Origin of the sequence: Paenibacillus apiarius (assembly GCF_017052585.1) — a bacterium.
Taxonomy (GTDB): domain Bacteria; phylum Bacillota; class Bacilli; order Paenibacillales; family Paenibacillaceae; genus Paenibacillus_B; species Paenibacillus_B apiarius.
The window spans coordinates 5,104,344-5,130,442 of sequence record NZ_JAFFHZ010000001.1 but is presented as its reverse complement, the minus strand read 5'-3'; the positions used below and the strand labels follow the sequence as shown (position 1 = coordinate 5,130,442).

29 protein-coding genes and 2 pseudogenes are annotated in these 26,099 nt (G+C 46.3%); 12 read left to right on the top strand and 19 right to left on the bottom strand.

Going from position 1 to position 26,099, the window contains the following annotated elements; translation table 11 throughout:
- Window positions 1-453 precede the first annotated feature (453 nt).
- Window positions 454-1,485, top strand: coding sequence for an alpha/beta fold hydrolase (locus JSQ80_RS22895; protein ID WP_206097701.1), 1,032 nt, complete (start codon window positions 454-456; stop codon window positions 1,483-1,485).
- 385 nt (window positions 1,486-1,870) lie between these two features.
- Here the strand turns inward: JSQ80_RS22895 and JSQ80_RS22890 are convergent, their stop codons facing one another.
- Complete coding sequence (locus JSQ80_RS22890) at window positions 1,871-2,359, bottom strand: DUF2798 domain-containing protein (RefSeq protein ID WP_206096816.1); 489 nt, start codon at window positions 2,357-2,359, stop codon at window positions 1,871-1,873.
- Between the two features lie 281 nt (window positions 2,360-2,640).
- On the bottom strand, window positions 2,641-3,186 hold the full coding sequence (locus tag JSQ80_RS22885) for a helix-turn-helix domain-containing protein (RefSeq protein WP_206096815.1): 546 nt from the start codon (window positions 3,184-3,186) through the stop codon (window positions 2,641-2,643).
- Between the two features lie 152 nt (window positions 3,187-3,338).
- Here JSQ80_RS22885 and JSQ80_RS22880 point away from each other — a divergent pair, with 152 nt between their 5' ends.
- Together JSQ80_RS22880 and JSQ80_RS22875 are read left to right on the top strand one after the other, a co-directional pair.
- Window positions 3,339-4,676, top strand: a complete 1,338-nt coding sequence (locus tag JSQ80_RS22880; RefSeq protein WP_206096814.1) for a D-serine ammonia-lyase — start codon at window positions 3,339-3,341, stop codon at window positions 4,674-4,676.
- 70 nt (window positions 4,677-4,746) lie between these two features.
- Window positions 4,747-4,902, top strand: a pseudogene (locus JSQ80_RS22875) (recombinase family protein); the annotation flags it as partial.
- A gap of 191 nt (window positions 4,903-5,093) precedes the next feature.
- Here the strand turns inward: JSQ80_RS22875 and JSQ80_RS22870 are convergent.
- Together JSQ80_RS22870 and JSQ80_RS22865 are read right to left on the bottom strand one after the other, a co-directional pair.
- Entirely contained in the window at window positions 5,094-5,639 is a 546-nt protein-coding gene (locus tag JSQ80_RS22870) for a nucleotidyltransferase family protein (RefSeq protein WP_206096813.1), read from the bottom strand.
- Window positions 5,636-5,731, bottom strand: coding sequence for an NUDIX domain-containing protein (locus JSQ80_RS22865; protein ID WP_140397830.1), 96 nt, complete (start codon window positions 5,729-5,731; stop codon window positions 5,636-5,638). The genes JSQ80_RS22870 and JSQ80_RS22865 overlap by 4 nt, the downstream gene beginning before the upstream one ends.
- A 311-nt stretch (window positions 5,732-6,042) precedes the next feature.
- Between JSQ80_RS22865 and JSQ80_RS22860 the strand changes: the two genes are divergently transcribed.
- Window positions 6,043-6,300 carry a hypothetical protein gene (locus JSQ80_RS22860; protein ID WP_087432205.1) on the top strand — a complete coding sequence of 86 codons (258 nt, stop codon included), beginning with the start codon at window positions 6,043-6,045 and terminating at the stop codon, window positions 6,298-6,300.
- A 426-nt stretch (window positions 6,301-6,726) separates the two neighbouring features.
- Here JSQ80_RS22860 and JSQ80_RS22855 read toward each other — a convergent pair whose 3' ends face one another.
- The 4 genes from JSQ80_RS22855 to JSQ80_RS22840 all read right to left on the bottom strand — a co-directional run bounded on the left by JSQ80_RS22855 (window position 6,727) and on the right by JSQ80_RS22840 (window position 9,357).
- The gene (locus tag JSQ80_RS22855; RefSeq protein WP_206096812.1) at window positions 6,727-7,695 is read right to left on the bottom strand and encodes a lactonase family protein; all 969 of its coding nucleotides are present in this window, start codon (window positions 7,693-7,695) and stop codon (window positions 6,727-6,729) included.
- Window positions 7,696-7,967: 272 nt separating this feature from the next.
- Window positions 7,968-8,537 carry an LCP family glycopolymer transferase gene (locus tag JSQ80_RS22850; RefSeq protein WP_240463770.1) on the bottom strand — a complete coding sequence of 190 codons (570 nt, stop codon included), beginning with the start codon at window positions 8,535-8,537 and terminating at the stop codon, window positions 7,968-7,970.
- Entirely contained in the window at window positions 8,534-8,725 is a 192-nt protein-coding gene (locus tag JSQ80_RS22845; RefSeq protein WP_206096810.1) for a hypothetical protein, read from the bottom strand. The genes JSQ80_RS22850 and JSQ80_RS22845 overlap by 4 nt, the downstream gene beginning before the upstream one ends.
- Before the next feature lie 188 nt (window positions 8,726-8,913).
- The gene (locus JSQ80_RS22840; protein WP_206096809.1) at window positions 8,914-9,357 is read right to left on the bottom strand and encodes a carboxymuconolactone decarboxylase family protein; all 444 of its coding nucleotides are present in this window, start codon (window positions 9,355-9,357) and stop codon (window positions 8,914-8,916) included.
- Window positions 9,358-9,823: 466 nt separating this feature from the next.
- Between JSQ80_RS22840 and JSQ80_RS22835 the strand changes: the two genes are divergently transcribed.
- Window positions 9,824-10,363, top strand: coding sequence for a hypothetical protein (locus tag JSQ80_RS22835; RefSeq protein ID WP_206096808.1), 540 nt, complete (start codon window positions 9,824-9,826; stop codon window positions 10,361-10,363).
- The gene (gene map, locus JSQ80_RS22830; protein ID WP_206096807.1) at window positions 10,360-11,106 is read left to right on the top strand and encodes a type I methionyl aminopeptidase; all 747 of its coding nucleotides are present in this window, start codon (window positions 10,360-10,362) and stop codon (window positions 11,104-11,106) included. Before JSQ80_RS22835 ends, map begins: the two co-directional genes overlap by 4 nt.
- On the opposite strand, the gene JSQ80_RS22825 is transcribed toward map, so the two are convergent.
- Genes JSQ80_RS22825 through pxpB form a run of 4 tightly spaced genes read right to left on the bottom strand, consistent with a single transcriptional unit; the run spans window position 11,093 to window position 14,593 of the window.
- Window positions 11,093-11,983 carry an RNA polymerase sigma-70 factor gene (locus tag JSQ80_RS22825; RefSeq protein WP_206096806.1) on the bottom strand — a complete coding sequence of 297 codons (891 nt, stop codon included), beginning with the start codon at window positions 11,981-11,983 and terminating at the stop codon, window positions 11,093-11,095. The genes map and JSQ80_RS22825 overlap by 14 nt on opposite strands.
- Window positions 11,984-12,032: 49 nt before the next feature.
- Complete coding sequence (locus JSQ80_RS22820; RefSeq protein ID WP_206096805.1) at window positions 12,033-12,806, bottom strand: LamB/YcsF family protein; 774 nt, start codon at window positions 12,804-12,806, stop codon at window positions 12,033-12,035.
- The gene (locus tag JSQ80_RS22815) at window positions 12,807-13,826 is read right to left on the bottom strand and encodes a 5-oxoprolinase subunit C family protein (protein WP_206096804.1); all 1,020 of its coding nucleotides are present in this window, start codon (window positions 13,824-13,826) and stop codon (window positions 12,807-12,809) included.
- Entirely contained in the window at window positions 13,823-14,593 is a 771-nt protein-coding gene (gene pxpB, locus JSQ80_RS22810) for a 5-oxoprolinase subunit PxpB (protein WP_206096803.1), read from the bottom strand. Before pxpB ends, JSQ80_RS22815 begins: the two co-directional genes overlap by 4 nt.
- A 421-nt stretch (window positions 14,594-15,014) precedes the next feature.
- Between pxpB and trhO the strand changes: the two genes are divergently transcribed.
- Together trhO and JSQ80_RS22800 are read left to right on the top strand one after the other, a co-directional pair.
- Window positions 15,015-15,899 (top strand): oxygen-dependent tRNA uridine(34) hydroxylase TrhO, encoded by an 885-nt coding sequence (gene trhO / locus JSQ80_RS22805; RefSeq protein WP_206096802.1) that lies wholly within the window; start codon window positions 15,015-15,017, stop codon window positions 15,897-15,899.
- Between the two features lie 44 nt (window positions 15,900-15,943).
- Window positions 15,944-16,582, top strand: coding sequence for a helix-turn-helix transcriptional regulator (locus JSQ80_RS22800; protein ID WP_418888881.1), 639 nt, complete (start codon window positions 15,944-15,946; stop codon window positions 16,580-16,582).
- Between the two features lie 135 nt (window positions 16,583-16,717).
- Here the strand turns inward: JSQ80_RS22800 and JSQ80_RS22795 are convergent, their stop codons facing one another.
- Window positions 16,718-17,689, bottom strand: a complete 972-nt coding sequence (locus tag JSQ80_RS22795; RefSeq protein WP_206096801.1) for a DUF4261 domain-containing protein — start codon at window positions 17,687-17,689, stop codon at window positions 16,718-16,720.
- Window positions 17,690-17,945: 256 nt separating this feature from the next.
- Here JSQ80_RS22795 and JSQ80_RS22790 point away from each other — a divergent pair, with 256 nt between their 5' ends.
- Window positions 17,946-18,593: a MerR family transcriptional regulator gene (locus tag JSQ80_RS22790; RefSeq protein ID WP_240463769.1), complete on the top strand. Its 648-nt coding sequence runs from the start codon at window positions 17,946-17,948 to the stop codon at window positions 18,591-18,593.
- Window positions 18,594-18,653: 60 nt separating this feature from the next.
- On the opposite strand, the gene JSQ80_RS22785 is transcribed toward JSQ80_RS22790, so the two are convergent.
- Window positions 18,654-19,241: an NAD(P)H-dependent oxidoreductase gene (locus JSQ80_RS22785; RefSeq protein ID WP_206096800.1), complete on the bottom strand. Its 588-nt coding sequence runs from the start codon at window positions 19,239-19,241 to the stop codon at window positions 18,654-18,656.
- 121 nt (window positions 19,242-19,362) lie between these two features.
- Between JSQ80_RS22785 and JSQ80_RS22780 the strand changes: the two genes are divergently transcribed.
- A complete protein-coding gene (locus JSQ80_RS22780) occupies window positions 19,363-19,800 on the top strand; it encodes a MarR family winged helix-turn-helix transcriptional regulator (protein WP_087432196.1) in 438 nt (145 codons plus the stop codon).
- Window positions 19,801-19,898: 98 nt separating this feature from the next.
- Here the strand turns inward: JSQ80_RS22780 and JSQ80_RS22775 are convergent, their stop codons facing one another.
- The 3 genes from JSQ80_RS22775 to JSQ80_RS22765 all read right to left on the bottom strand — a co-directional run bounded on the left by JSQ80_RS22775 (window position 19,899) and on the right by JSQ80_RS22765 (window position 21,675).
- On the bottom strand, window positions 19,899-20,261 hold the full coding sequence (locus JSQ80_RS22775; protein ID WP_206096799.1) for a hypothetical protein: 363 nt from the start codon (window positions 20,259-20,261) through the stop codon (window positions 19,899-19,901).
- Window positions 20,262-20,708: 447 nt separating this feature from the next.
- The gene (locus JSQ80_RS22770) at window positions 20,709-21,128 is read right to left on the bottom strand and encodes a GNAT family N-acetyltransferase (RefSeq protein ID WP_206096798.1); all 420 of its coding nucleotides are present in this window, start codon (window positions 21,126-21,128) and stop codon (window positions 20,709-20,711) included.
- A 58-nt stretch (window positions 21,129-21,186) separates the two neighbouring features.
- Window positions 21,187-21,675, bottom strand: a complete 489-nt coding sequence (locus tag JSQ80_RS22765) for a GNAT family N-acetyltransferase (RefSeq protein WP_240463768.1) — start codon at window positions 21,673-21,675, stop codon at window positions 21,187-21,189.
- 699 nt (window positions 21,676-22,374) lie between these two features.
- On the opposite strand from JSQ80_RS22765, the gene JSQ80_RS22760 reads away from it, so the two are divergent.
- Together JSQ80_RS22760 and JSQ80_RS22755 are read left to right on the top strand one after the other, a co-directional pair.
- Complete coding sequence (locus JSQ80_RS22760; protein ID WP_206096797.1) at window positions 22,375-24,219, top strand: CotS family spore coat protein; 1,845 nt, start codon at window positions 22,375-22,377, stop codon at window positions 24,217-24,219.
- A 21-nt stretch (window positions 24,220-24,240) separates the two neighbouring features.
- Window positions 24,241-25,383 carry a glycosyltransferase family 4 protein gene (locus JSQ80_RS22755; RefSeq protein ID WP_206096796.1) on the top strand — a complete coding sequence of 381 codons (1,143 nt, stop codon included), beginning with the start codon at window positions 24,241-24,243 and terminating at the stop codon, window positions 25,381-25,383.
- A gap of 121 nt (window positions 25,384-25,504) precedes the next feature.
- Here JSQ80_RS22755 and JSQ80_RS22750 read toward each other — a convergent pair.
- Window positions 25,505-26,017: pseudogene (locus JSQ80_RS22750) on the bottom strand (NAD-dependent epimerase/dehydratase family protein); the annotation flags it as partial.
- On the bottom strand, window positions 25,987-26,094 hold the full coding sequence (locus JSQ80_RS30070) for an NAD-dependent epimerase/dehydratase family protein (protein ID WP_418888880.1): 108 nt from the start codon (window positions 26,092-26,094) through the stop codon (window positions 25,987-25,989). The pseudogene JSQ80_RS22750 and the gene JSQ80_RS30070, both read right to left, overlap by 31 nt.
- Between the last annotated feature and the right edge of the window lie 5 nt (window positions 26,095-26,099).

Below are 26,099 nucleotides of genomic sequence, written 5' to 3'. Positions count from 1 at the left end.
TTATTGAGGCGTTTCCTCGACTACTGCCAATGCTTAGTTGAGCGGAAAATGGCAAAGAGAAAAGCCATTGGTCATGTTTGTGGGAAGATCGCCCAAGTATTATACTCATGCTTGAAAAATAATGAACCGTATGCTCCATTCAAATCGTCTCAGCCGGCTTCTGCCTCGTTGCCAAGGAGAATACGGGTCAGCAAAATAGACGCCAAATGAGGAATATAAAGTTACTAATAGGTGGGTGTACCGCTGGAATTGATTTTGACTCTCCTTCCCCGTCCCGGGTCTAGTAAAAATCCCGACGTTTGTACGTCTCCCCAAAAATCTTTCCTCGATTACAATTATTTTATATATACGAGAGCGCGGCTCAAACTGATCAAATGATCTTTTGCGTCATAGATTTCAATGCAGGACGATGTTATTCCATATTCATTCATACAAGACTAGGGAGATGAGACTATCAAAAAGGTAAGAAAAGTTCTGCTTTATTTGGGAGCAACTATTATTTTACTTGTTGGGGTAGCATTGATTTTCCCCACATGGACTCCCAAAATAGACGGCGTAAACAGCATAAGCGTACTCGAGCAAGTCGAAATGAATGGCACCGGTCATGAATTGATGATACGAGGTCAGGATAAGAACAATCCTATTGTAATTTTTGTACACGGGGGTCCAGGTGTTTCGGAAATACCCTATGTAACCAAATACCAAGACCTATTGGAGAAGAATTTCACGATTGTCCGTTACGACCAAAGAGCTAGCGGGAAATCTTATCACTTCGGAGAAGATTATTCCAACCTTTCGACAGATCTGTTAGTGAAAGATTTATTGGCTGTGACGGATTACATATCCACTCGTTTCAACCAAAAGAAGGTCATACTAGTCGGCCATTCCTTTGGAACATATATTGGCATGCAGGCTGCGCAACAAGCTCCTGAAAAATATGAAGCCTATATCGGCATTGGACAGATGTCCAATACCTTAGAAAGCGAATTGGATGGTTTGAATTTCACGATTGATCAAGCAAAATTGAGCGGTAATACAACCGACGTCGAGTATTTGCAAGGGTTAACTGAAAAAGTTCAAAGCGGCGATATGTTAACTCCACGCCATTATGTTCGAAAATATGGCGGTGCCGCAAGACTGATCGATGCTAATGCGGACATGGATAATGGTTTATTGTTCGGACCGGAGTATAACTTATTAGATCGCATCCGTTATAGCCGTGGCGTATCCTATGTACAAGAAATTTTAATAGGGCAAGCATTCAAAAAACCTCTGCCTACGATCATCACAGAACTAGATTTACCGGTGTATTTTATAATGGGACAATACGACTACATGACTTCCATGAAATCAGCCAAAATATACTTTGATCAGATCGATGCAAATAAAAAGGAATTTATAACGTACGGCCAATCCGCTCATTATCCGCAATTTGAAGAAAAAGAAAAATTCTCAAAGTGGATGGTGGATTCGTTCGCAAAATGACGGATTGTCAAGCTAAATGCGACACCTCATCCATGAAAGTTTCGTAAGCCGACCGCCATGGAATGTTCAAAGTAATCTTATCTCATAAGACGATTTACTTTATTTTAGATACACTTACTATGAGAGGATTGCACTGTGTTCTATTTAATTAACGGGACACTATAGCTTTACGAACACCAAGCAGAAGAACTCGCCGATGATAGGAACATAAATGTTAATCCTACACGGTCTTTATCAGTACCATTATGGCCCATCCTCTTTGGAATTGGAAATTAAGTTGCTTCCGAACAACGGTGATGGGCTCATTTACCTTTTCTAAAGCACTACACTACATTAGACTGGCTTCGGTTTGTGTAACTATCGATCTCCTTTAGTTGAATATATTTTAGCTTAAAGATGCCGTAATTCTGTTATCTTTAACGAATTTAATAAATAAATACCGCACAAGCGGTCCCATAATTATAAGTTGTAGAGGGAAAGCAAAAATAAAATTTTTAAAAACTATCGAAAAGTAACTTTCAAGTAATGATTCTCCAATCAAGCTGTTAGAAAAGTAAGCAGCCCCCAATCCATAAAGAGACATAAAGAGAACCATTCCAATCACATAAAAAAATGAAATAGATAGAATTACAAATACCTTCCTAGATTTGTCATATGGTAATGATAAAGCAATTTTCTTAGCAACCGGACCCACAATAAATAATTCCAATAAGAAAGCAATAATAAAGCCTAGAATAAATTGAAAAAGTATACCTTTCAGAGATACCGTGCCAATCAAGCCATTTCTAATTAAATTATAAAGCGTCATGATTACGACCATTCCAAAGCACATCATCAACCCAAAATAAAAATCTTCTCTCTTAGTTGTTGGCAATTTCCATCATCCTTTCTTTTACCCTTGTTATTATAGAGTTAGTGGAAACCTCCTCATAAGTGAAAAGTCTGTGAACATTGAAGATGAAAACAAGATCGTTGGGATATAAGGATACTGCATGATAAATATGGGATTCACTATAACAAGAGTAATTCTGCTCACTATCTCAATTTCAAGAAGATCGAAAAAACCCCAATTTCCAGTCATATAAATGAGAAATTGGGATTTAATTATTCCACAATCGCGCCCGATTGTGGAATAATATTTTACATTTATCTACATTAAAACGCGGGTGGGGTAACTGAAAATAATACAACTGCATTTTGACTAAAATTGTTTTCCCATTTATGTTTTAAATTTGCTGGTATTTTCACACTATCACCAGCTTCTAATAGATATTCTTCTTCATCCAAGTACACCCTAATTTTTCCTTCTAAAATAAATGCTACTTCCTCTCCTCTATGTTCTAGAAGTTTCTCTGATGAAGAAGTATTCGGAGGAACATTCATTATCGCCGTTGCCAGATTACCCGTAAAATCAGGTGACAATAACTCATAAGACAAATTATCAATGATCATTTTCTTACGTTTGCTGGATCGTACAATTAAATCATCCGTATTTGTTTCTTCAAGTAAAAAACTAAAAGTTGGAACATCAAGGGTTTTAGCCAAGACCTTTAGGGTTTGAATAGAAGGATTCGCCAAACCTCGTTCAATTTGGCTTAACATTGAAGGTGTAATTTCAGCTAATTTTGCTAACTCTCTACTACTCAATCCTTTAGCTTTTCTATATTTTTCAACTTTCTTACCAATGTCTATATTTCCCATAATCGAATACTCCTTAATGGAATGTTAAATTTAATTTAAATAAAGTAAATTCAAATTAACACAAAGGTCATTGTGTGTTAAACTGTATTTAAATTCATTTAATTATAATTCATTGCACAACTTGATACAAGAAAATGAGGAGGATCAGACAAATGAAGGAGATTGAGAGCAAAGATATACGAATGTGCAAAGACCAATACCCTTTACTAAACAAGATCATTTCGATGGAGGAAGTATTTTGGATCAATCCTGCTATCGAAAAATTCCAAACAGGAATTAAAAAATCCCCCCTTACTCAAGAGGATGTAAAGGATGCAGAGGAAAGGCTGAAACGTTTTGCTCCATATATCGCCAAGGTTTTCCCAGAAACCAAAAAGATGAATGGTATCATAGAATCTCCCTTAGTAGGAATACCTTCCATGAAACAATCCTTAGAACAGGATTATCAACAACCTATATTAGGCGAATTATTGCTAAAGTGTGATAGTCACCTTCCTATATCAGGATCTATAAAAGCAAGAGGAGGGATTTATGAAGTTCTCAAACATGCAGAAGAGTTAGCTTTTCAACATCAATTGTTAACAATTCAAGATGACTATTCGATTTTAGATAGTGATAGGTTTCGAACATTCTTCTCACAATATTCAATCGCAGTAGGCTCGACTGGAAATTTAGGACTTAGTATAGGCATCATGAGTGCAAAGTTAGGTTTTAATGTGACTGTTCATATGTCAGCTGATGCAAAACACTGGAAAAAAAATTTGCTTCGAAACAAAAATGTTAAAGTTATTGAATATGAAGCTGATTATAGTAAAGCAGTAGAAGAAGGTCGAATCCAAGCAGATGGGGACCCTACATGTTATTTTGTGGATGATGAAAATTCTCACGACCTATTTTTAGGATACGCAGTGGCAGCGTCTCGATTGAAAAAACAATTAGAAGGATTAGAGATAACAATAGATGAAAATCATCCTTTGTTTGTTTACCTTCCATGTGGGGTAGGTGGTGGTCCTGGAGGCATAGCTTTTGGTTTGAAGTTATTGTATCAAGACTATGTTCACTGTTTCTTTGCAGAACCTACCCACTCTCCATGTATGTTACTTGGTTTAATGACTGGACTTCATGATAAAATTTCTGTACAAGATGTTGGTATTGACAATGTAACAGACGCGGATGGACTTGCGGTAGGAAAGGCATCTGGATTTGTGGGTAAAACTATAGAACCTTTTTTAAGCGGTAATTATACGGTTAGCGATGAACAGTTGTATAAGTTGCTAAAGGAACTAGTCGATACAGAGGGGATTCATTTAGAACCTTCCGCACTAGCAGGCATGATAGGACCAATTAAATTATGTAAAGAGGGAATCGATTATTTACTGAAGCATAATTTAACGAAAAAAATGAGTAAGGGTACACATATTATTTGGGGGACGGGTGGAAGCATGGTTCCTGAAGAAGTGATGACCCAATATTATCAAAAAGGATTGTAAAATACCCTTCCATTAGTTTATGTACAAATCTTTACAATCTCTGGCTACTGTCAGAAAGCATACATACTTTATGACACGACTGGAGTATGCGCGCGTTTCGGCTAAAGATCAAAACCCAGACCGGCAGATTAAGAAATTTCGCAAACTTGAAATTGATGAGCGGTATATCTTCATTGATAAGCAAAGTGGGAAAGATTTTAACCGGCCACAGTATCAGGAAATGGAAATACGACTCATTTGAGTCGTTCAGCATTAGATGAGCTGCGTCAATCAAAAATCATCCTGCCGGCTAATGGTAAAAGGCACTTACATTTTAGATATGACTAATATGTGTGAGTGCCTTTTTTAAGTGTTTTTCTAATAATAATTCCATGCTTTGTCACTTATTTCGTAGTGTTCGAAGCTGAGCCTATAATTTTAGGATTCTATTAATTTCAATAACGGCCATCTTTCCAGCCATCTCTTTGCATGAACACGTTCTCTGAAAAAATGTACGTCTTCAAATAACGGACACCTTCTGACATGCATCTGAAATAAATCCTCCAAGCCATAAGGCCTGCAAATCTCAATCTCATTAGCACGCCATCTCACTCCTACAGCCGTCGCGGTCTCGGGCCAGTAGCGTAAAGCATCATCGGTAGACTTATAAGGCGCGTTATTATTTCTCAGATGCATCCGCGCCTGATTTTTAACTGACCATTTTTCATTTCCCGTCACCTCGATCAATTGGTTCTCGAAAAGGATGTCCGTTGCTTCTGTAATATCCTCCACATTGTAATAGACGACATCGATGTCATTCAGCTCGGACATCTCGTATCCGTGCAGCATATCCCAAATCCGGTTGCGAACATATCCTGCCGCAATATAGCATTCAGGCAAGTTCAAGCTTTCCACTAGCTTCAATTCCTCCAACAGGTCTGCTTGCGAATGAAAAAATTGCTTGAGCTGTTCTGCATCATTCACTGGCTTGTCCCCCCCGTCTCTTCATACAGTTCCCTGCCTGCTGTATGGAGAATCTCTTCCCCAGGCTCTCTCCGGCCGCCTGGTATTCCCATAATGCTCTGTCTTGGTGTCTGATTAATATGTATTTGCCTTCATACATCGAGAGCATGACCACAAAATGCAGCTTGTCGTCACTGATCTCATTCCATTCCCTGCAACCGCTTTCCGGACCGTTTCATATTGTGAAATATCGCCATAGCAAATACCTCATACAGGCAGTAAATATGGTTAGGAATGGGCGGCTCTTCTGCATATCGCATATTCATGTTCATTCTCCTCCATAAATCTTAATTTTTGAAGCCCGCACTCTTCGCTGATGACACACATAACATAACCAATAAAAAGCGTAAAGGAGGATCGTTCCATGCCTTCTGTATCCCATTACAAGAAAAGCGTGAAGTACTTGAACAAATTCGTTCGAGTAACAGCCAAGAACGGAAATGTATATACGGGCACGATTGTGAAAGTAGATCAGAAAAAAGTATATTTAAAAGTTAATTCGGTGAAGCACGCCAAAAAGGTGCATACTTCATTCGTTCCATTTATATTGCCTCTGGTGCTCTTCGATCTTTTGGCCATTGTATTGTTGGAGACGCCGCGGAGACGGCGGCGGATCTTTTAAGTTCACGCGCCCTCAATCATTTGGGGGTTTTTTTATATCATACATAAAGTGTGCTCTATCTTGGAAGTAGGCTTGTTTATTTAATCTTATGATATGGATTGACCGGAAAAGCCCTTAACCTTCCGGCGGGAAGCGTCAAGGGCACGTTCATTTTAATGGAAATGTAATTGGATAAACCTCAGTCGCTCGGGAACTCACCGTTACATGGGTTTACAGATGGCGACTCCGGGGGCAAAGTCTCCGGTTGGACCATATAGTTGTTCTCCGGTTGTCGTAAAAGCTACCAGTCTTCTCGAGTACCGGGGCACAAAAGTCAAAATATACAGCAGGGTCTCGTCCGAGTTCATCGGCTATCCGGCGTAATATCGAGACTGCACAGGGGGAGCGGGGTATCGACCGAAGTTTACCAGAAAGAGAAACCGCTAATCAAGTGTCGAGAGGCAGGCGGTTGCTTGTTTGTCCGGCAGCCACTCCTCCATCGGACTGCACGCCCGGCACGATCCCCAAGAGAGTGCCTGTGAGGTCGAAGGCGGCAAGCTGGTTTTGACCAGAGATGATTAGCTTCGTCTCCGTGGCATCCAGCGTCATACGTTCTACGCCGAAATAGCTGACAATATTCAGGTTATGATTGAAACGCCCCGTCAGGAGCAATCTCTGGGCCACCGGATCGAACTCGAAGCTAGCGACCTCCTGCGTGGTCAGAACGTAAACTCGCTGTCCATTTTTGGATACAACGATAGTCTGCGGGTGCCCGATGACTGGCGCTCGGCTCGTTTCTCCGAAATAAGCGGGGTTTCCGGTATACAGCACGACAATTTCATCGGCGAAGAAGTTGGCCACAAAGCAAAATCGGCCGTCGGGCGTGTAGGCAAGGTTGAGCGGCGTGTCGCCTGCCATCACTTCGCTCCCCGTATCCGTAAGCATGCCCGCGTTGTCGATGAAATACAGCCGCACCCTGCCTGCATCATAGCGGGCAGTCAAGATTCGCCCGCTCAAGTCGGGGGAGATCGCCACCGCTTGCGCATCCGCAGGGATCCAGCTGCCGTCTCCGTGCCCAAGACGGTATGACACCATATTCAGCTGCCCGACGGAAGTTCCGTCCACGCTTACGGCAAAGCGGTTATCGGCACTGAGAGCCACGTCTTCCAGCGCGGTGGGCGATTGGAAAGTATGGACGACGGATGGAGGATCCGTTCGCAAATCGACCTCAAACAGCTGCTGAGTCAAAAAGGCGCTTATAACCGCTTTATTAAAATCGCTCGTAATCGCTACATCCATAATGTCGCCATCGATACTGATTTGTTGAGCTACTGTTAACGTATCTGTATCGACAAAGCTGACTCTTCTTATCGCTCGTTCGATGGCGATAACATAATTGCCGGGTAATGCGTTCATCGGCCTGTCCTCCTTCTCAAAATGGTTTATTAAAACTTATCATTCTAGCAAAAGGGAGCAGAAATAAGATAGGTTTCAATATTATATGAGGACAGCTTCAGATGGCTCCGGCCTTGTTATTAGTAACAATACCCTTTTTTCAACTCTATGGGGAGCGCAGCAACCCGCGCTGATCGACAGCGATGATTGTAAGGAATTCAGATACTGCTTTCCTCTAGAAGTAATTACGGGCCGGCATGAGTTCGATCAATCATCCGCTTCGCAACGATTTCCTAAACACCGTCTCTTGCTTGCGTAGACTCATGTTCCTTCAATTGGGCGGAAACACGCTCGCGCTCTTCCTCAGATACGTGATAATAATAAATGCCATGAATCATTTGGTTGGAGCCTGTTATCTCCAGCGATCCAATCTGATAGTCGTTCCAGTCTTTTTTGAACTGCAGGAAAAAGGATTTCATTTCATCAAAAGAGAGATTTGTTTTAACATTTTCTCCCATGATGTTCAATATTTCTTCGACCTTAAATACAGAAGATAACGATGCCGTTTTTTGCAGTAAAATGGTTAGAACCTGCCGCTGGCGTTCATTTCGCCCCAAATCTCCTTTAGGGTCCGATTTCCTCATTCTGGTATAGTGCAGCGCCCTCTCCCCGTCCAATTGAATCTGCCCTTTGTCGTAATGATGTTTCTTTCTTCCGTATTGATCCATTTGGTCAAAGGCAAAGCCATTAACCACTTCGATTCCTCCGAAAACATCAACAAGCTGAGTTAACCCCTCCATGTTTGTCTGAATGACGTAATCGATCGAATGATTCAAAAAGCGTTCGACCGTTTTTTTCATCATTTCAGCTCCGCCATATGCATAAGCATGATTGATTTTATCCATTTTATCTTTCCCGCCTCATCAAACGTAATCTGCATGACTTCCGCCGTTTTTTCCATAGCACGATAAATGTAAATCGTATAGCCTATTGCAATAATCGCAAATGACAACAAAACCGCTAGACTGATTTTCACATATTTTTTTCTCATGAAACCTCCGACTGATCGATGAATGTAAACACAAAAAGCCCCCCCTATAAAGAGAGAGCTTGCAGCTTATGGCTGCGTTTGTCCTGGCTCTTTGTGTTTTTCATCTTAACTTACCATGAAACATAAAGGGTTATAAAAAAGTTAAGTTACCCTTCATGCAAAGCGGCGATTCTTGCCTTACCGTTATTCTATTTACAGGCAGGCATTTTTCTTGACGAGATGGCAATTCGGTTCCATGCATTGATGGTAGCGATAGCCATAATGATTTCTGCGGTTGCCTTTTCATCGAAATAACGGCGCGCCTCCTTGTATACCTCATCAGGCACATGACCTTCGGTTATTAAGGTGACTGCTTCCGTTAAAGCCAGCACGGCCCGCTCTTCCGGAGTGAAGAAGGGCGTTTCACGCCATGCGTTAAGCGCGTAAATGCGCTGCTCCGTTTCGCCTAGCTTGCGCGCGTCCTTCGTATGCATGTCGATGCAAAATGCACAGCCATTGATTTGGGAGGCACGGATTTTGATTAGTTCCTTCATTCGCTTATCGATGCCGGCAGACATTTGGGCCTTCTCTAGTTCGATCATCCCCGCATAGCCTTTAGGGTTTACCTCTTCCATTTTAAATCTCGTGTCCATGTACAATTCCTCCTCGGGTATTGGCATTGATAAAGCAAGAGATGACTTCTCATCGCTTACCTTTCACCTATTTGACAAAATGAGTGCTGAATTTGTGACATCAAACTCGATCAACAAAATCATGTATTGTGCAATAGCGCGATCGGATTGACGATAATTCGCTTCATTAGCCCCTTTGCTCCATTCTCCCCTTCCTTCAGGAGTGAGCGTGTCCAAGACGATGCTGGTTAACTGCATTGTAATCAGCCGCGTCATGCCATGATTTGCGTAACGGCATACGCCTTATGCTCGCGAAATTGGTTCGTATGACAAAGAAAATCTGCCATTCTGAATAAAGGGGAGAATGAGGCAAGAGACGAAACCGGCTTACCTTTATCGAAATTTGACTTCATGATCACGTTCTGTTATAAATGGATTAACCACATCAATCCATTGAAAAAGATGAAACCGTGAGGAGATGCCAGTATTGAGTCCCGTCCTGTCTCGTCCGAATTTTTTTCTAAGCGTACTCAATCAGATGCCAGAGCATGACAAGCAGATAGGAACAAGCAGTCTGGAACAAGAGCTGCAAAGTCTATTGCTGCTGCTTGCACAATCCGTTCAAGCCAAACAGGCATTAACTGCCGATACCGTGCAACGAATCAATGACGCCTTTCAACATTATCATGCAGTTCGTCTTAAATTAAGCATTACCCCGCCTGCAACTTTGTCTGCCCGTGCTTCAAGCGGTCATCCCGACAAGGGCGGCGGCGCCCCTCCCTTTCTGCTTCATACCGAGTTCGTAGATCCGCCGCATCAATGGAGACGAATTTATATGGAAGCCATCCTGAGTTTGCTTGAGGCTATGGAGACGGAGCAGTTGGAGCTGCAGCGCTGCATCCAATGTCACGGCTGGTTTATTCCTTATCAGCGGGCCAAAGTAAACAAGTTCTGCAGTGCGAAATGCCGCAACCGCTATAACTATGTGCAAAAAAAGAATGCAATGAAGCTGGAGGAAATACGATGATGATCTTGAAATCCGATCAGGAAATTGGAATCATGAGGGAGGCAGGCCGAATCGTGGCTGAGTGTCATGCGTTAATAGCAGACATGATTAAGCCCGGCATAACGACGGTTGCCATCGATCAAATGGTGGAAAAACATATTCGCGCAAGAGGAGCAGTCCCCAGCTTCAAAGGACATCATGGGTTCACTGCCTCTATCTGCGTGGCAAAAAACGATGTCATTTGCCATGGGTTTCCGGATGATGTGCCGTTGCAGGATGGAGATGTCGTCACCCTTGATCTCGGAGCGTTCTACAACGGTTACCATGGCGATTCTGGCTGGACGTATGCCGTCGGTACCGTGTCCGCGGACATCGCGCAGCTGATGAAGGACTGTCATCAAAGCATGCTTCTTGGAATTGAACAGGCTGTTGCCGGCAACCGCGTCGGAGATATCGGGTATGCAATTGATTCGTATGCGGAACGCCACGGATACGGCAATGTCAGACAATTTACGGGCCATGGGATCGGCAAGGATCTGTGGGAGGAGCCGGCTGTTCCCCACTATGGCAGACAAGGGATGGGGCCCCAATTAAAAAATGGCCTGGTGCTCGCGATCGAACCGATGTTCACGCTTGGCGACTGGCGAGCTTATGTGGAGAGTGACGGCTGGACGGCGCGAACGGTCGACCGCTCGATTTGTGTCCAATATGAGCATACCGTTGCCATTACCGACAATGGGCCTGAAATTCTTACCAAACTTTAAGAGGCTCAATGCGTTCGAGCTTGTCAGGATTCGATATGAAAAACATGCGTACGAGACGCTCCTGCTCTCCCGGCTTCGCGCCCCAGCCAAAGCATATCGCGAGAACCGGACTGCCATTTCTGACAAGCACCATTCCTCTCTGGCCGTTAACTTCGACAGGGAGAAGCCCCCCTTCGAAATACCCTCTCGGCACAATTCCATTCAATAGCGCCATGATGCGCTGCCTGCCTATAATCGGACGTAAAGCGCAGCGAACTTTGCCGCCGCCATCCATAATGAGCAGGGCGTCATCGGTAACCATGCGAATTACGTCAGCGAAATCGCCTGTTTTGGATGCAAGTATGAAGGCTTGGATGAGCGCTTCTTCTTTTTCCGTATGGGGAGAAGCCGCAGGCAGTTCTTGACGCAGCTTCTTGTTGACGCGGCTGTAAACTTTACGGCAATTCTCTTCTGACTTATCTAATATCCGAGCGATCTCACTGTAACTATAAGCAAGCGTTTCCCTTAAAATGAACACGGCCCTTTCGACGGCGTTCAATTGTTCAAGCAGGACGAGAACCGCGTACGAAATGGATTCATGCTTCACCGCCACCTCCATCGGATCCTGTTCTGTCAGATTGATCAGAGGCTCGGGCAGCCACGGACCAACATACACTTCCCTCCTTTTACGGGCCGATGTCATGAAGCTGATGCAACGATTGGTTACCGCTTTGGTCAAGTAGGCTTTCATATTGCGGACCTCTTCCATGTCGCGCTGCTTCACCTCGATGAACACATCCTGCACGATATCTTCCGCGTCGGCCAAGGAACCAAGCATGCGGTACGCAACCGCTGTAAGCGATGTCAGATAGTTCTTGTAGACTGTTTCCCACTCCATGGCAGTCTCTCCGATCTGTATATATCTAAATAATGATATCATTGGAATTTCAATCAGGTTTACGATCGCGCACAGCTTTAAGCTGGACTCCCTCAGATAGAAGCATGTCACGGATGCGCGCGGCAAAGTGCAGCGCATGCGCTCCATCTCCATGTATGCATATGGTCTCTGCCTTAAGCTTAATCTCCATATTCTCTCGCGAACGTACGGTTCCCTCTTTCACCATCTGGATAATCTGCGCCACTGCCTGCGCCGGGTCGGTAATCAATGCATCCCGTTCGCTTCTCGGGGTAAGGCTTCCATCGCGGCAGTAGGTCCGGTCGGCGAACACTTCGCTGGCCGTCTTCAGCCCTGCCCGGATTCCGGCACGAATCAATTCACTGCCCGAGAGACCGAACAGAACCAGCTCGGGATTCACCTTATATACGGCTTCGGCAATCGCTTGGGCTAGCTTGCCGTTCTGCGCGGCCATGTTATATAGCGCGCCATGCGGCTTGACATGCTGCATGCTGCAGCCTTCGGCCCGAATGAACCCGTCCAAGGCGCCGATTTGATATACCGTCATGTCGTATGCTTCTTGTGGCGTAATATCCATGTTACGGCGCCCAAAGCCTGCCAGATCCGGCAGTCCGGGATGCGCGCCGACAGCCACTTGCTTCTCCAAAGCCATATTTACCGTGCTTCTCATGGTGCGCGGATCTCCGGCATGAAAACCACAAGCAATGTTAATAGACGTGACCATATCGAGAATGGCCTCATCGTTCCCCAACGTATAGGCGCCAAAGCTTTCCCCCATATCACAGTTCAGATCGACCGTATACATTTAAACGCCCCTCTCTTTCATGAGATAAAGTCCGATCGCTTTTTCCATCTGAGCAAATGACAGCTCCGCTTCCACATACAGTTCCTCCGCGCGCTCCAACGATATTTCGGCAAACTGTATGCGTTCCCCCGGCTTCACTTGGGCCAGCATGGGAAGATCGACACTTGCCACCTGCGCTATCTTCGGATAACCTCCTATCGTCTGCCGATCCGCCATTAATACGATCGGGTTCCCTTCCGGAGGGACTTGCACCGTACCGAACGACACCGCTGCGGAGATCGGTTCACAAGGCGCTTTCAATCGGAGATCCGCTCCCTCCAAGCGGAAGCCCATCCGGTCTGATTGTGGTGTGACACGGAATGGCCGGCTGACAAAAGCCCTCTTGCTCTCTTCGGTAAAATGTCTGAAGTCACGGCCTTCCACAAAGCGGATTACCGGATCTTGCGCATATAAGGGACGGGATGAAAAACCGATAAACCAAGACGCAGCCGCAAAGGGCTCTGACTCCAGCGCCCCCAGATGATTCCTCATGTATGCCGCCGCACGGCCGGAAGCAGCACCGCAGCGGAGCACATCCCCGGCCTGCAGCGCTCTGCCTTGGAATCCTCCTAACCCCGCACGCAAATAAGTGCTGCGGCTCCCCAGCACCAGAGGAACATCGATTCCTCCCGCTACGGCTAAATAAGTGCGCGCGCCCGATAGGCAGGGACCGAATTCGAGCGCCTCTCCCGCTCTAACGAGGACCGATCTCCATAACGGAACCTTCTGTGCCCCTATACATGGCGCTAGATTGCCTCCGCATATGGCGATAAGCGCATCAGCCTCGAAACGGATGGATGGTCCTCGCAGCGTGATTTCCAATGCGGCTGCTCCCTGCTCATTGCCTGCCAGCACATTCGCTGCGCGAAGGGCGAAAGAGTCCATGGCTCCGCTGGCAATGACCCCCTGCTGCTGATACCCGTACCTTCCTTGATCTTGAATCGTAGTTAGAAGACCCGGCTTTAAGATATATAGACTCATATGACATCCTCTTCCCACGCGGCATATTGTTCGGAGCCGATCGGCCGGAAGCGGACGATGTCGCCCATTTGGAGCAAGCTCGGCGCAGCATAATCGGGACGGAACAGCTTCAATGGGGTTCTTCCGATCAACTGCCATCCCCCGGGCGTGGCAATCGGATAGACTCCCGTCTGCTTGCCGCCTATGCCGACCGAACCCGGGTCAATGATTTGCCTTGGAGAGCTGCGTCTGGGAACGGCGATCCGCTCCGGCATGCCGCCGAGATAAGGAAAGCCCGGGGCGAATCCGATCATATATACCAAGTAATCCTGACTCGAGTGAATCTCAATGACTTCCTCTGTGCTCAACCCGGTGTGCGCTGCAACATCGTGCAAATCAGGCCCAAATTCCCCGCCATAGCACACTGGTATTTCCACGATTCTCGATCGGCCCGCTTCCGCCGCTTCCAGACTCTTCACCATCCGGCTGACGATCCCCTTGATGATCTCAAAAGGGGAGCGCATCCCCTTGCCGCCACGGCGAGACCATTGCTCACCCGTGACCGGATCCCGCAATGCCATCGGCTCGTAGAAAATAGTAACCGTCGTATACGCCGGCACAGCCTCCACGATGCCCGGAACCGGGTTGCGCTCCAATTGCGAACATAAAGCGCGGATCATGGCATGGGTGTACGGGTGGATGCTGCCGCCCCAATCAACGATGATCGCACGATCTCCGAGCGGAAGCAAGAGCACGTCGTTCCCATCCGTTTCATATAAACCCGACATATGTCTCCCCCCTTAATTACGCCATTACGCCGCCGCCTTTTCATTGGCCAACATTCGGTTGTACAAAAAAAAGGAGCGGCAATTCATGCTCAAGACCGTCCTTTACTCATCATATAAGGCAAAGAAAGACGAATGAATCACGAAGTTGTCTCCTTTAAAAATATCTTTCTTATAGTATATCAAGTAATGATCGGCGATAAAAGCATCAAGGATGAAAGAGGAGCCGTTCCGTCAAGACGCGCTGTACTCTCTTCCACGTCCGCGTCCGTTCCCTATCTGGTCAGCGTTTAGCAGGAAATAGTTGAAGAGGTGTAAACGAACTTCATGTTATGTTACAATACTTTTTATAAATAAAAGTTTATTAAGTCTGATGCATTCTATAAGTTATTAAATCTAATCTATGATGAACCGGGTGAATGATATGAACAAACAATCTGCTTACTCCATTCTGCTTTTTTATAAATACGTCAACATTCCCGATGCCCAGCAATTTGCGCAGGAGCATTTGGATTATTGCAAGAACCTCGGAATTAAAGGCCGAATATTGATCGCCGATGAAGGAATCAACGGAACGCTGTCCGGCACCGTTGAACAGACAGAGCAATATATGCATGATTTACGCCAGAACCCTCTCTTTGCCGACATCGTGTTTAAAATAGACGAAGCGGATGGACACGCCTTCAAAAAAATGTTCGTGCGCTACAAAAAAGAGCTGGTTACCTTCCGTGTTGACGATAAGGATCTTGATCCCAATACCCTAAGCGGCAAAAAGCTGAATCCCAAGCAATTTTATGAGCAGCTGCAGCGCGACGATGTCATCGTGCTGGATGGCCGGACCGGTTATGAATATGATCTCGGCCATTTCCGCAATTCGATTCGGCCGGATGTGGAGAGCTTTCGGGAATTCCCGCAATGGATACGGGAATCTATGAGCGAACATAAAGACAAGCCAATTCTCACTTATTGCACGGGAGGAATCCGCTGTGAGAAGTTAAGCGGCTTTTTGCTGAAGGAGGGTTTTCAGGAAGTATACCAGCTGGATGGCGGTATCGTAACTTACGGCAAAGATCCCGACACAAAAGGAAGACTGTTCGATGGCAAATGCTACGTATTCGATGAACGGATATCCGTGCCGATTAACCATACGGATGAAGCTATCATCGTCGGACGTTGCCATCATTGCGGCAAACCTTCCGATCGTTACATGAATTGCGCCAATGATGCTTGTCACCGGCAGCATATTTGTTGCGAGGAATGCGACAGCATGCATCATGGTTATTGCTCTGAGCAATGTGCCTCTCTTTAACGGGCGGCCGCTAACTGACGTTACTAACAAGGCGGTGAACTGCATTGCACCAAGAAGAGATGTCGACCCGCGAGACGATATTATTTTTGTTGAAAACGAATGACGAGCTTAGCGCCAAACAACTGACGGAGCAGCTCAACATTACTTCCATGGCAGTCCGCCGCCATCTCGACGCTCTGGAACGCGATGGTTTTATTGAGTCGAGAACGGTACGGCAGCCGATGGGCAGACCCTCTGCCCTATTCCGTCTGACAGAGCGTGCCGGCATCCTGTTTCCGCATAACTATCACGCCCTTGCCCTCGATCTCCTTGATGAATTGGCGCAGGAATCAGGAGAAATGATGGTAGAGCGATTGTTCGAACGCCGCCAAGAAAAATTATACAAAAAGTATGCGGGAGCGATGGCAGAAAAGAGCTTGCATGAGAGGGTTTCTTTGCTTGCCGGCATTCAAAACGAAAATGGCTACATGGTCGAATGGGAAAAAAACAGCGAGGACGAGTTTGTTTTTACGGAGCATAATTGTCCGATCTCGCACATCGCCACCCCGTATAACCATGCCTGCACTTGCGAGCTGCAGCTGTTTGAGTCTTTGTTGGACGCGGATATTTCCCGCCCGGAGTGTTTGTCGCAAGGGGATAGAAAGTGCGTATATAAGATTCGGCAACGCAACCGCCAAGCCTAGATTTGTGGCTTGCGACAGACAGTCCATTGGAATATATGCAGTAGTAAATGGGTATGAAGCGGTTAGACGGCATGTACAGCAGAAGCTGCAAATGAGAGCATCGCGTCTCATTTGCAGCTTCTTTATCCTTTCATATCATTCGGAACGTTCGTCCTGCCCGTGGTGCTGAACGCCTGCATAATGCTCCGGCCCCGGATTCAGATCGAGCACGTATCGTCTCGGGGCCGCCAATGCATACTGATGCTCGCAGAGCCAGCGCAGCTCGTCCGAGCCGACGGTTTCTCCGTCTTGAATGATGTCACCCTGCTCGAACAGGTAATAAGCGATATCTCCGATCCAGGAAGCCACTGCATTCGGCTCCATATTACGAAAATGACACTGCACATCCGGCAAGCCGAGAGCGGCCAGACCGCATGTGTCCATAAGCATTTCATCTCTTCCCGCCACGTTGTAAAAGCGGACATTCATCGCCCCGTACAAACGCTGCCCCGCGTTAAGCGCCTCCACATAAGCTTGCGGGTGAACGATATTGTCGCTGGCCTGAAAATAAATGGCTTCACAGGGCGCCGTCTCCACCAAGGCGCGCAGCGCACCGCTAATCATCTGCAGCCGCTCTTTGTAATCCAAGCCGCGCGCGCAGAAATCCGTCAACAGCAGGGAATGGCCGCAGCCCGCAACGGCTGCTCTCGCCTCCGGCCAATGCCACGCCTGCTGCAGCGCCGTCTCGAATGACTCGGCTTCCACCGTTGTATCCGACGTCATGATGCAGGTCTGGGCCGGCATCTCTCCATCTTGATACGACACCATAAGATTCATATGGAAAAAGAGCATGACATCGCCTGTTTCCTCCGGATTGTCCCCATTGGCCTCCCACACCGCCAGAGATTGTTGCGGCTCCTCTGCTGCCGTATCTTCCTTCGCCAATTGGACCTCTCCGGTGTATTGCTGCATTTTTTCGTACAACGCCTCCCGGGACACCTGCGGCTTGTCCTTGTACAGCAATTGGATGACGTACACATCTGCAAATCCAGATTCATCCTGCTCCTCGTCTTGCTGTTCAATTTCATAGTCTAGCGCAGCGTTCACGGCATCATCATGTATGGTCATTTCCTCTCCCCTTCTCTCATTGCTATCCGGTAATTATAGCTCTGCAAAAAAGTCATAAATCTTGCTGGCCACAAGCCGAGAATCTTCAAGCGCTGCGAAATGCCCGCCCGTATTCACATTCCTATGTATGCTCCTTAACATTTCCATTTTCATCTATTATAACGAACATACGCTCCCCCCGCAACAGAAGAAAAATAAAACAATACGCTGCCTTGATTGAAACAGTGTTATTGATTCTCCAGCTACAGGAGGTGTAATGGTTTGCATTCAAAGAGCAAGATTGACAAACAAGATAGAGCATGTGTCTGATTCCACAACACAAGACAGAACATACTCGATTGGGGAAGCCGCTGCGCTGATCGGATCCACCGTAAAAACCGTCCGCTACTATGACGAGATCGGTTTACTTAAGCCAACAAGCTATACCGAGGGAGGGCATCGGTTATACACGCCGGAAGATATATGGCGCTTAGAGCTTATTACAACCCTGCGTTATCTGGATTGTGGAATTGATGAAATAAGCCCGATCATATCCGGAGACATACCAGTCGATAAAGCACTCGACTGGCAGATTGAATCCTTGGAGGCACAGGCTAGTACGCTTATGAATATGATATCGATTTTGCGTCAAGCGAAGGAACACGAAGGGGATTCGTTGCGTTATATCTATGATTTGGTAAAGACACGGGTAATAAATCCCGAAAAACGAACTCAATACTCAGAGCAGTCTATCAACAAAGAAGAGTTTTTTCGCTACTTTGCCGAATATGCACAACATTCCAGAACGGAACGAATCGAACGTTTCAATACGCTATGTTCCATCTTAAGCCCCAAATTCCGCTTATTTTCTAAAGGAAACACTTTACTGCTACAAGGAATCCAGTGGAAGCTCGAACATATGTAGATGACAATACAGAATAGCGAGGGCTAGTCGCCCTCAACTATTCGTATACAGATCCGCGTGTTAACGGGCTACGGATTTAAAATATTGATAGACCTGATTTAATTTCTTGTCATGCTTGCCCTTTGGACTTTCCATGCTCCCAAATTCAAAAAACTTCACCTTTCTGATGCCTACATATTGAAACAAAGCTTTCCTCATAAGTATTTTATGGGCATTACCCAACCAAAATAATGGATAGAGCGCAGGCCCCTGCATGGTAGATACACAAACCACCGACTTCCCTTTTAACAGCCCTTCTGGCAACATGCCTCCCTTGTCCATGTATGCAAAATTAGAAGCAAAAATTTGATCGATATAACCCAAGAGCATCGCGGGCGGCCGCCCCCACCAAATGGGATACACAAACACGATTTTATCAGCCTCACGAATTTGTTCACGATACTTCTCCAGCTTTGGATCGATGTGCATATCCCTTCTCCGTTTATTCTCATTAAACACCAGAACCGGATCAAATCCCTCCTCATATAAATCAAGCACCTGCATCTTTGTGATATGCCTGTTCTCGCGGCTCCCTTGGATAACTTTTTGCAAAAATGCGTAGCTTAGACTCTTATGATTCGGATGCGTATATATAGCCAAGACCTTCATTTCTCCGCCCCCATTACTTATCATTTGATAATAAAAAAGTATCACACTCCTTTTTAGTTGTCAAATGATAATTGTATATTGATAATTAGTTTGTTATTATTTTCAATAAGAGGTGAGCCCTGTGAATAAAGAAGCGTTTTTTCAAAAATTTGTGACCTTTACGACGTCCGTACATGAAGTGACGCACGAATTAACCAAAGATATCAAACCGGAGGATATTACACCCGTTCAATATAGTATTTTGGAGTATATTGCGGTTAGCCAACCCGTTACCTTGAGCCAAATTAGCGACTGTAAGCATATTTCCATGCCGAACACGAGCCGTGAGCTCAAGAAATTAACCGAAAAAAATCTATGCGAAAAATTCGAGGTTGCAGATGACCGACGCAAGCAGCTGATTCGGCTGTCTGAATTAGGACAAGCCATGATGAACGAGGCTTTTCAACGGATAGGTGAACGCTTCCTCGAACGGATCAAGGATGCTTCCGTAGAAGATCTGAAGGATATTAATCGGGCGCTGGATGTGCTTCAATCCAAAGTGTTTTATGGGGATAAATGATTTTGGTCGCCATCAAAGGGGAGCGTTTCAACGAAATTCAAGGGTACTCCCATCAAAGGAGTGCCCTCTTTTTTTCATTAGTATTGCTTCAATTGATTTCAACCTCTCTCCAGAGTGAATTCTGGATGCTCACCGATATTCTGTTCGATTTTCTCAAATGGCTTTTGCTTTAAATAGTGATTAAAGAAATCAAGCGAGTATTCGTTAATAAGCCGATGTACACTTCGTACATCCACCCCTTCCATCCTTACAAACACAGGTGAAATCAGATACATATCGGAAAAGCTCATATGTTTATTGTGTTTAAGCGTCATCCAGTAATTTCCGCCTGCTGTTACTGGCTCATATCGTGCAAACATTTCATCATAAAACTTTGTGATTTCTTCTCTATTCGTACCCAGGGCAGCAATGTCCGCGTCGCTCGTCTTCGCTGCGCCTTTCACCGTGTCATCGGCACTCATCTAGCAGCCCCCGCAACGACTTGTTGCGAGAGAACATCAACCAGCCGAGCAATAGAACATTGACGATGATTACTAACATTTCAAGAGTCCTCATCTGAAAAAGCCTCCCTGTTCACTTTTCTTGATGCCTTCTCGTTCCCTGACTCTTGGAACTGAAAATAAGTATAAAACCTCCTATAACCGGAGATTCAATACTCATTTCACAACGCAAAAAGAGCCGGGAATAAACGAAAGTAGATACCTTGAGATAACAAATGAGGACCAATCCGGTCAGAAGACCAAGAGGTGAAGCAGAATCTGGCGATAGTTCTCAAGCTTTATGCAGGTGTTTATTTCATTTTCTCCTTAATTAACTCTGCCGCAATGATGTAATTCATTGATAGTATATTACTCATTATGCCTCCATAAAAAAGCCCTGACAGCCAGGGTGAATGATTGATTCACAACTTAACCTATTGATTTGTAGAACACTATTTCTGGGTCACCATCATCAAGATTCTCGATGACGCCGCTTCTGGCAAACCCAAGTGCCTCGCAGACCTTTTGCATCGTTACGTTGGATTCATTCGTTGATGTGAATAATTTAGATGTTGGGCAGTTTTTTTCGACATACTGTATAAGCCCGCTTGCAATGCCTTTCCTTCTGAACTGAGGATGTACGATTACTAACCAGATGAAGCAATTATCATAGAACGAAGTATTAAACACGGCAAAGCCAACTGGATTACCATCCATTCTCGCGATAATGCACGTTTCTTTTTCAATGGATTCCGATAGATACTCTTTCCTGCTGTCATTCCCGATAACGCTACTATCGATTTGACAGATGCTTTCTAGATCGAGACTCGTCGCCTTTTCAATTATCATAAAACCAATTCCTTTCCATGGGAGTGAATCTTTCACTTACTCATGATGACCGGTTCAATCAATCATATTTTACAGTAACATAATCTTGTGCAAGCATCCCCATTATAATTAGGGATTCATAGCCATCATCGCGCTTTATACATTCCCGCAGCTTCCCCTCAACGACAAATCCCGCCTGCTCGTACACAACTTTTGCCCTATAATTGTGCTCCATCACATCAAGCCACAGTCTATGTGCATGCAGCTTTTCAAATACTAGCTGTTGCGCCAAGCGTATCGATTCTTTGCCATATCCCTTCCCTTTGTCGGCGATGGTAATGCGCAGCAATTCCATGCATTGATGTTCATTTTCCAAGCCTGCGAGTATCATGTAACCTACTGTTATGCCATCACGAGTCTCTATGATCATATGCAATTTATCCTTGCATCCTATTGCCTCTAGGTGCTGCTCCACGGTCCATAACATAATGAATTTCCGATTATCCGGATCCCGCTCGGTATGCAGCACGAATTCCATATCATCCCCGTTCGTTCTCCTGAATCGCAATAAATGACTTCCACATAACCTATCACTGGACAGAGTAAACCCTCCTCTAAATTGATAATGCAATAGGATTGAGTTGACGTCTAACGAACCTAGTTATGATAAGTATAATGGAAACAATCTGAATCGTGCAGTTCATTTTCGCATAATTGCATAAATAATGGTAACCCCCTCGCTTTGAACTGCACATTTGCAGTTCGAACGCCAGAACGGGCGGTATATCGCCCAACAACTGCACAAATGCAGTTCGCCGGCTCCACTCCTTCTACTTATGCCTTCATCAATTTTATCGCCTCGAAATAACCTTTATAGTTACAACAATGATAGAACGCCAGAAGATAAACATGGAATTACATCATTTTTAGTGATATCCACGATTGTACATTTCATCCATTTTCTTATGACATATGTATATAAATAAAGATTTACGTCTGTGGAAAGGATGTGAACTCGTGCAGCAACAGAATCGGCCGGCAACGCTCACAACCAAACATGCATCTTCTCGCTCCTCACCTGCGAGTCACGCCTCTTCCACCAGAGCCCCCCTAACTCCATTCTTGCCGCTTCGTACTGCGTCTATATGTCATTATCACAGGAGGCGGCTATACAGCCGGCAAGTTGATGGAAGTCTAACATAAAGCTATCAACGCGAAACAGTAAGATGCTTATTGCGGTTAGAAACGCAGGATAGGAGGTAATGATTTGGAACAGTATCAAATCGGTCCTTGGGATCACCTGATCAATACCGTTTCACCAGGCACGGTGCTAGAGCAGTACGTTCCTCCCGAGCTTGAAGCATTGGGACGGCAAGTATTGGAACTGTATGACATGAAGGTGTCCAATATGGTTCTTATCACATCCAAGCCGGACAAAGGCGGCGCGATCTGGAGAATCGACACGGACAAGGGGCCGCGAAGCATCAAGGTGCTCCACCGTCATCCTCAGAGGAGCTTATTCAGTATAGGCGCTCAACAATATTTGGTGCAGCAGGGAGCCAGAGTCCCCGCTCTTATTCCAACCATTGATAATCGCTTGTATGTGGAGGCCGGCGGGAAGAGCTGGATTGTAACCGAGTGGATCGATACGCTTGCGCCCGTATCCAAGATCGATCTTGAGGGCGCCTCTCAACTTTGCCAAGGACTAGGGGAGTTCCACCTGTGGACCAAAGGGTATCGTCCGCCTGAAGGCGCGGCCAAATCCTCGCGGCTGCATGGTTGGGTGAAATACTATCAGAAGATAATCGCCAAGATCGGTTGGTTCCGGGATATAGGAGAAGCTTACAAGGAAACAGCCGGCAGCCAGCTCCTGCTGCAGGTGGTAGACGAATTTGAACGTCAAGCACGAGAAGCGTTAGACCGCTTGCAGGCTTCGGAGTATGCGAGCATGGTCGCTATGGGAGAACCGCATTGGGGACTTGCCCACCAAGATTATGGCTGGTCTAACGGTCAGATGGGACCCGGAGGGATATGGGTTATCGATTTGGACGGCGTCGCCTATGATCTGCCGTTCCGCGATCTTCGCAAGATTATGACGAGCACGATGGATGACATGGGCGCTTGGGACATTACTTGGATTCGCGGCATGATCGAGGCTTATAATCGCGGCAACCCAATTGACCAACAAATGTTCGAAGTCCTGTGGATCGACATGGCATTTCCGAATGAATTTTATAAGCATGTCAAAGAAATGGTATTCGAGCCTGTCAACTTTCTTAACCTTGAAATAACGCCAATCCTACAGCGTGTGCTAGCGACAGAAGCTACAAAGTGGCAAGTTCTCCAAGAGCTATACGCAGACAAGGAGAAATACCCTGTCGGCACTTACGAACCGCAATATGTTCCCGAGCAATGGAATCTTGCGACTCCAGAACTGGACAGCGACAGAAGCTTTGTTCGCACCGATCCATCTCCATTCTTCGATTATACAGCTATAGCTCCTCCTGTTCCTGCATTCTCTTCTCAATCTGACGCATCGGACCCATTGTCTGCTGAGTTGATTCCTTATAACGAGCCAGCAGCAGCTCAGTCTCTATCTATGGATCCTGCCCCTGCTGTCTCTGCTGCCACTGCTGCCCTTGCTGCTCCTGTTGCTTCTGCTGCTCCTGTTGCTCCTGTTGCTCCTGTTGCTCCTTTTGCTCCTGTTGCTCCTGTTGCTCCTGCTGCTCCTGCTGTCCCTGTTGCCCCTCCTTCCGCTCCAGCAAAACCAGTAGCTTCTCAGGGGAGGGCAGCACTTCCTGTTCATGCAATCACATTAGCCCCTAAGCAGCCTGTATCTCTCCATCCTTCCAGCTCAGGTTCTAATGCGAAGAGGAAACGACGCAGAACAGCCAGCCGTACCATCACCGCATCCCGCCGTTTTAGGTCATCGAAGAAGAGCGGCGCATCTAAAAGAAGGACAAAGGTGGGCGTTAACAAGAAACGAACCTCTGCCAAGAGCAGAACAACCAGAGCTTACAAGCCAAGCAAGCGTATCCTCTCCAAACGCCCTACCTCTCACCAATTGGCTCCGAAGCAGAAGACAAGACGGGTCTCAAGGAAGACCGCTTAACGAGAGGAGGAGACTGCAAGTATGAACGTACTCATGATATGCACCGAGAAGCTCCCGGTTCCCAATATAAGAGGCGGTGCAATCCAGACTTATATAGGCGGCGTCGCGCAGCAGGTCAGCGGCCATCACCGCTTGACGATACTCGGTCGATCCGATCCTGACCTGCCGGCAGACGAGAATGTGAACGGCATTCGATACGTCAGGGTGTCCTCGGATGGACTGTTCGATAAATACGCCGAAGGCGTCGTTCAATTTTTGAATCAGAGAACGGAACATTACGACCTGATTCATATCTTTAATCGGCCACGCATGGTTCTTCTCGTCCGCAGCTTATCCCCGCACTCCCGAATCGTGCTGAGCATGCACAATGATATGTTTCACCCAGCTAAGATTCATCAAGAGGAAGCGGAAACGGTCATAGCGAACGTTGAACGAATTGTTACGATTAGCAACTTCATCGGCCGTGAGATTCTGCGCTATTATCCGCAAGCCGAACCAAAGCTCAGAACGATCTATTCCGGCGTTGACCTCAATCGCTTCGCCCCATGGATGGAATCGCAATCGGCTCTCCAAGAGCGGCAGACCTTGCGCGCGCAGCATCAGTTGGAATCCAAAAAAGTGATCTTGTTTGTAGGCCGCCTGTCTCGGAACAAAGGACCTCACGTCTTGGTCCGAGCCATGTCTCACTTGAAGCATTCCGATGCTGTGCTGGTCGTAGTCGGAGGCGCTTGGTACAGCGATAATCGAGTCAGCGACTATATAGCTTACGTGCGGGCTCTAGCTGAAAGGGCCCCCTTGCCGGTTGTCACTACCGGATTCGTTGAAGCCCATGATGTGCACCGTTGGTTCTGCGCCGCAGACGTATTCGTATGCACCTCGATATGGGATGAACCGCTTGCGCGGGTGCATTACGAAGCGATGGCCGCAGGGCTTCCTTTCATTACAACGGCCCGGGGAGGCAATCCGGAAGTTATCATGAACGATAACGGTCTGCTGATCACTGACCCTGACAACCCTCTAGAGTATGCGGAGAAGCTGAACCAATTGCTGTCGAATACGGATAATGCCCGGCAAATGGGCCTGCGCGGCAGACGGTTAACCGAGCAACGCTTCAACTGGGATCGGGTAGCTCAGGAGATTTTGTCCGTGTGGGGTTCGAGCTAAAACAGCAAGATGAGCCCTTATCGCTCCAATTGGGAACCTCCTAAGGGCTTATTCTTTTCTCTATACAATTCGGCAGTAACAAGCATTGCCGAGGCTGCATCCGGGCATCTTGCGTCATACATTACCGGTATAAATTCTTAACATCCTGCATTTCTCGCGCAAGACCTGTCTTTAAATCCACAACAGGCGCATAGCCAAGCAACTGCTCGGCCTTTGTGATGTCCGCCCATGTGCTCCTAGGTTCTCCGCAGGTGTCTCCGATAACCTTCACCTTGGCCTTGCGACGGAATAATCGTTCAAGCAGAGCGATGCATTCGTTGAGCGAGGCTCGCTCTTTGCCGCCGATATTAATCGTTTCCCCTATAATTCCTGCAGCGGAACCTGCGGCAGCAACAGCACGCACACAGTCGTCAATATATGTGAAGTCTCTGCTTTGCGTACCGTCACCTTATAACGTAATCGCTTCTCGATCGAGCATTTGTTTAATAAAACGATGGAATGCCATATCCGGCCTCTGCCTCGGTCCATATACGGTGAAGAAGCGCAAGATGACAACAGGAATTTCGTCGTTCTCGCTATAAACGCGGCAGAGATGTTCACATGTCAATTTGGTGACACCGTATGGTGATAGCGGCAGCGTGGTTGCCTTAGTTCCTCGCACAAATGGGAACCGATGAAACCGGCTGCTCCGGTAACTATGATTTTAGCCATACTCT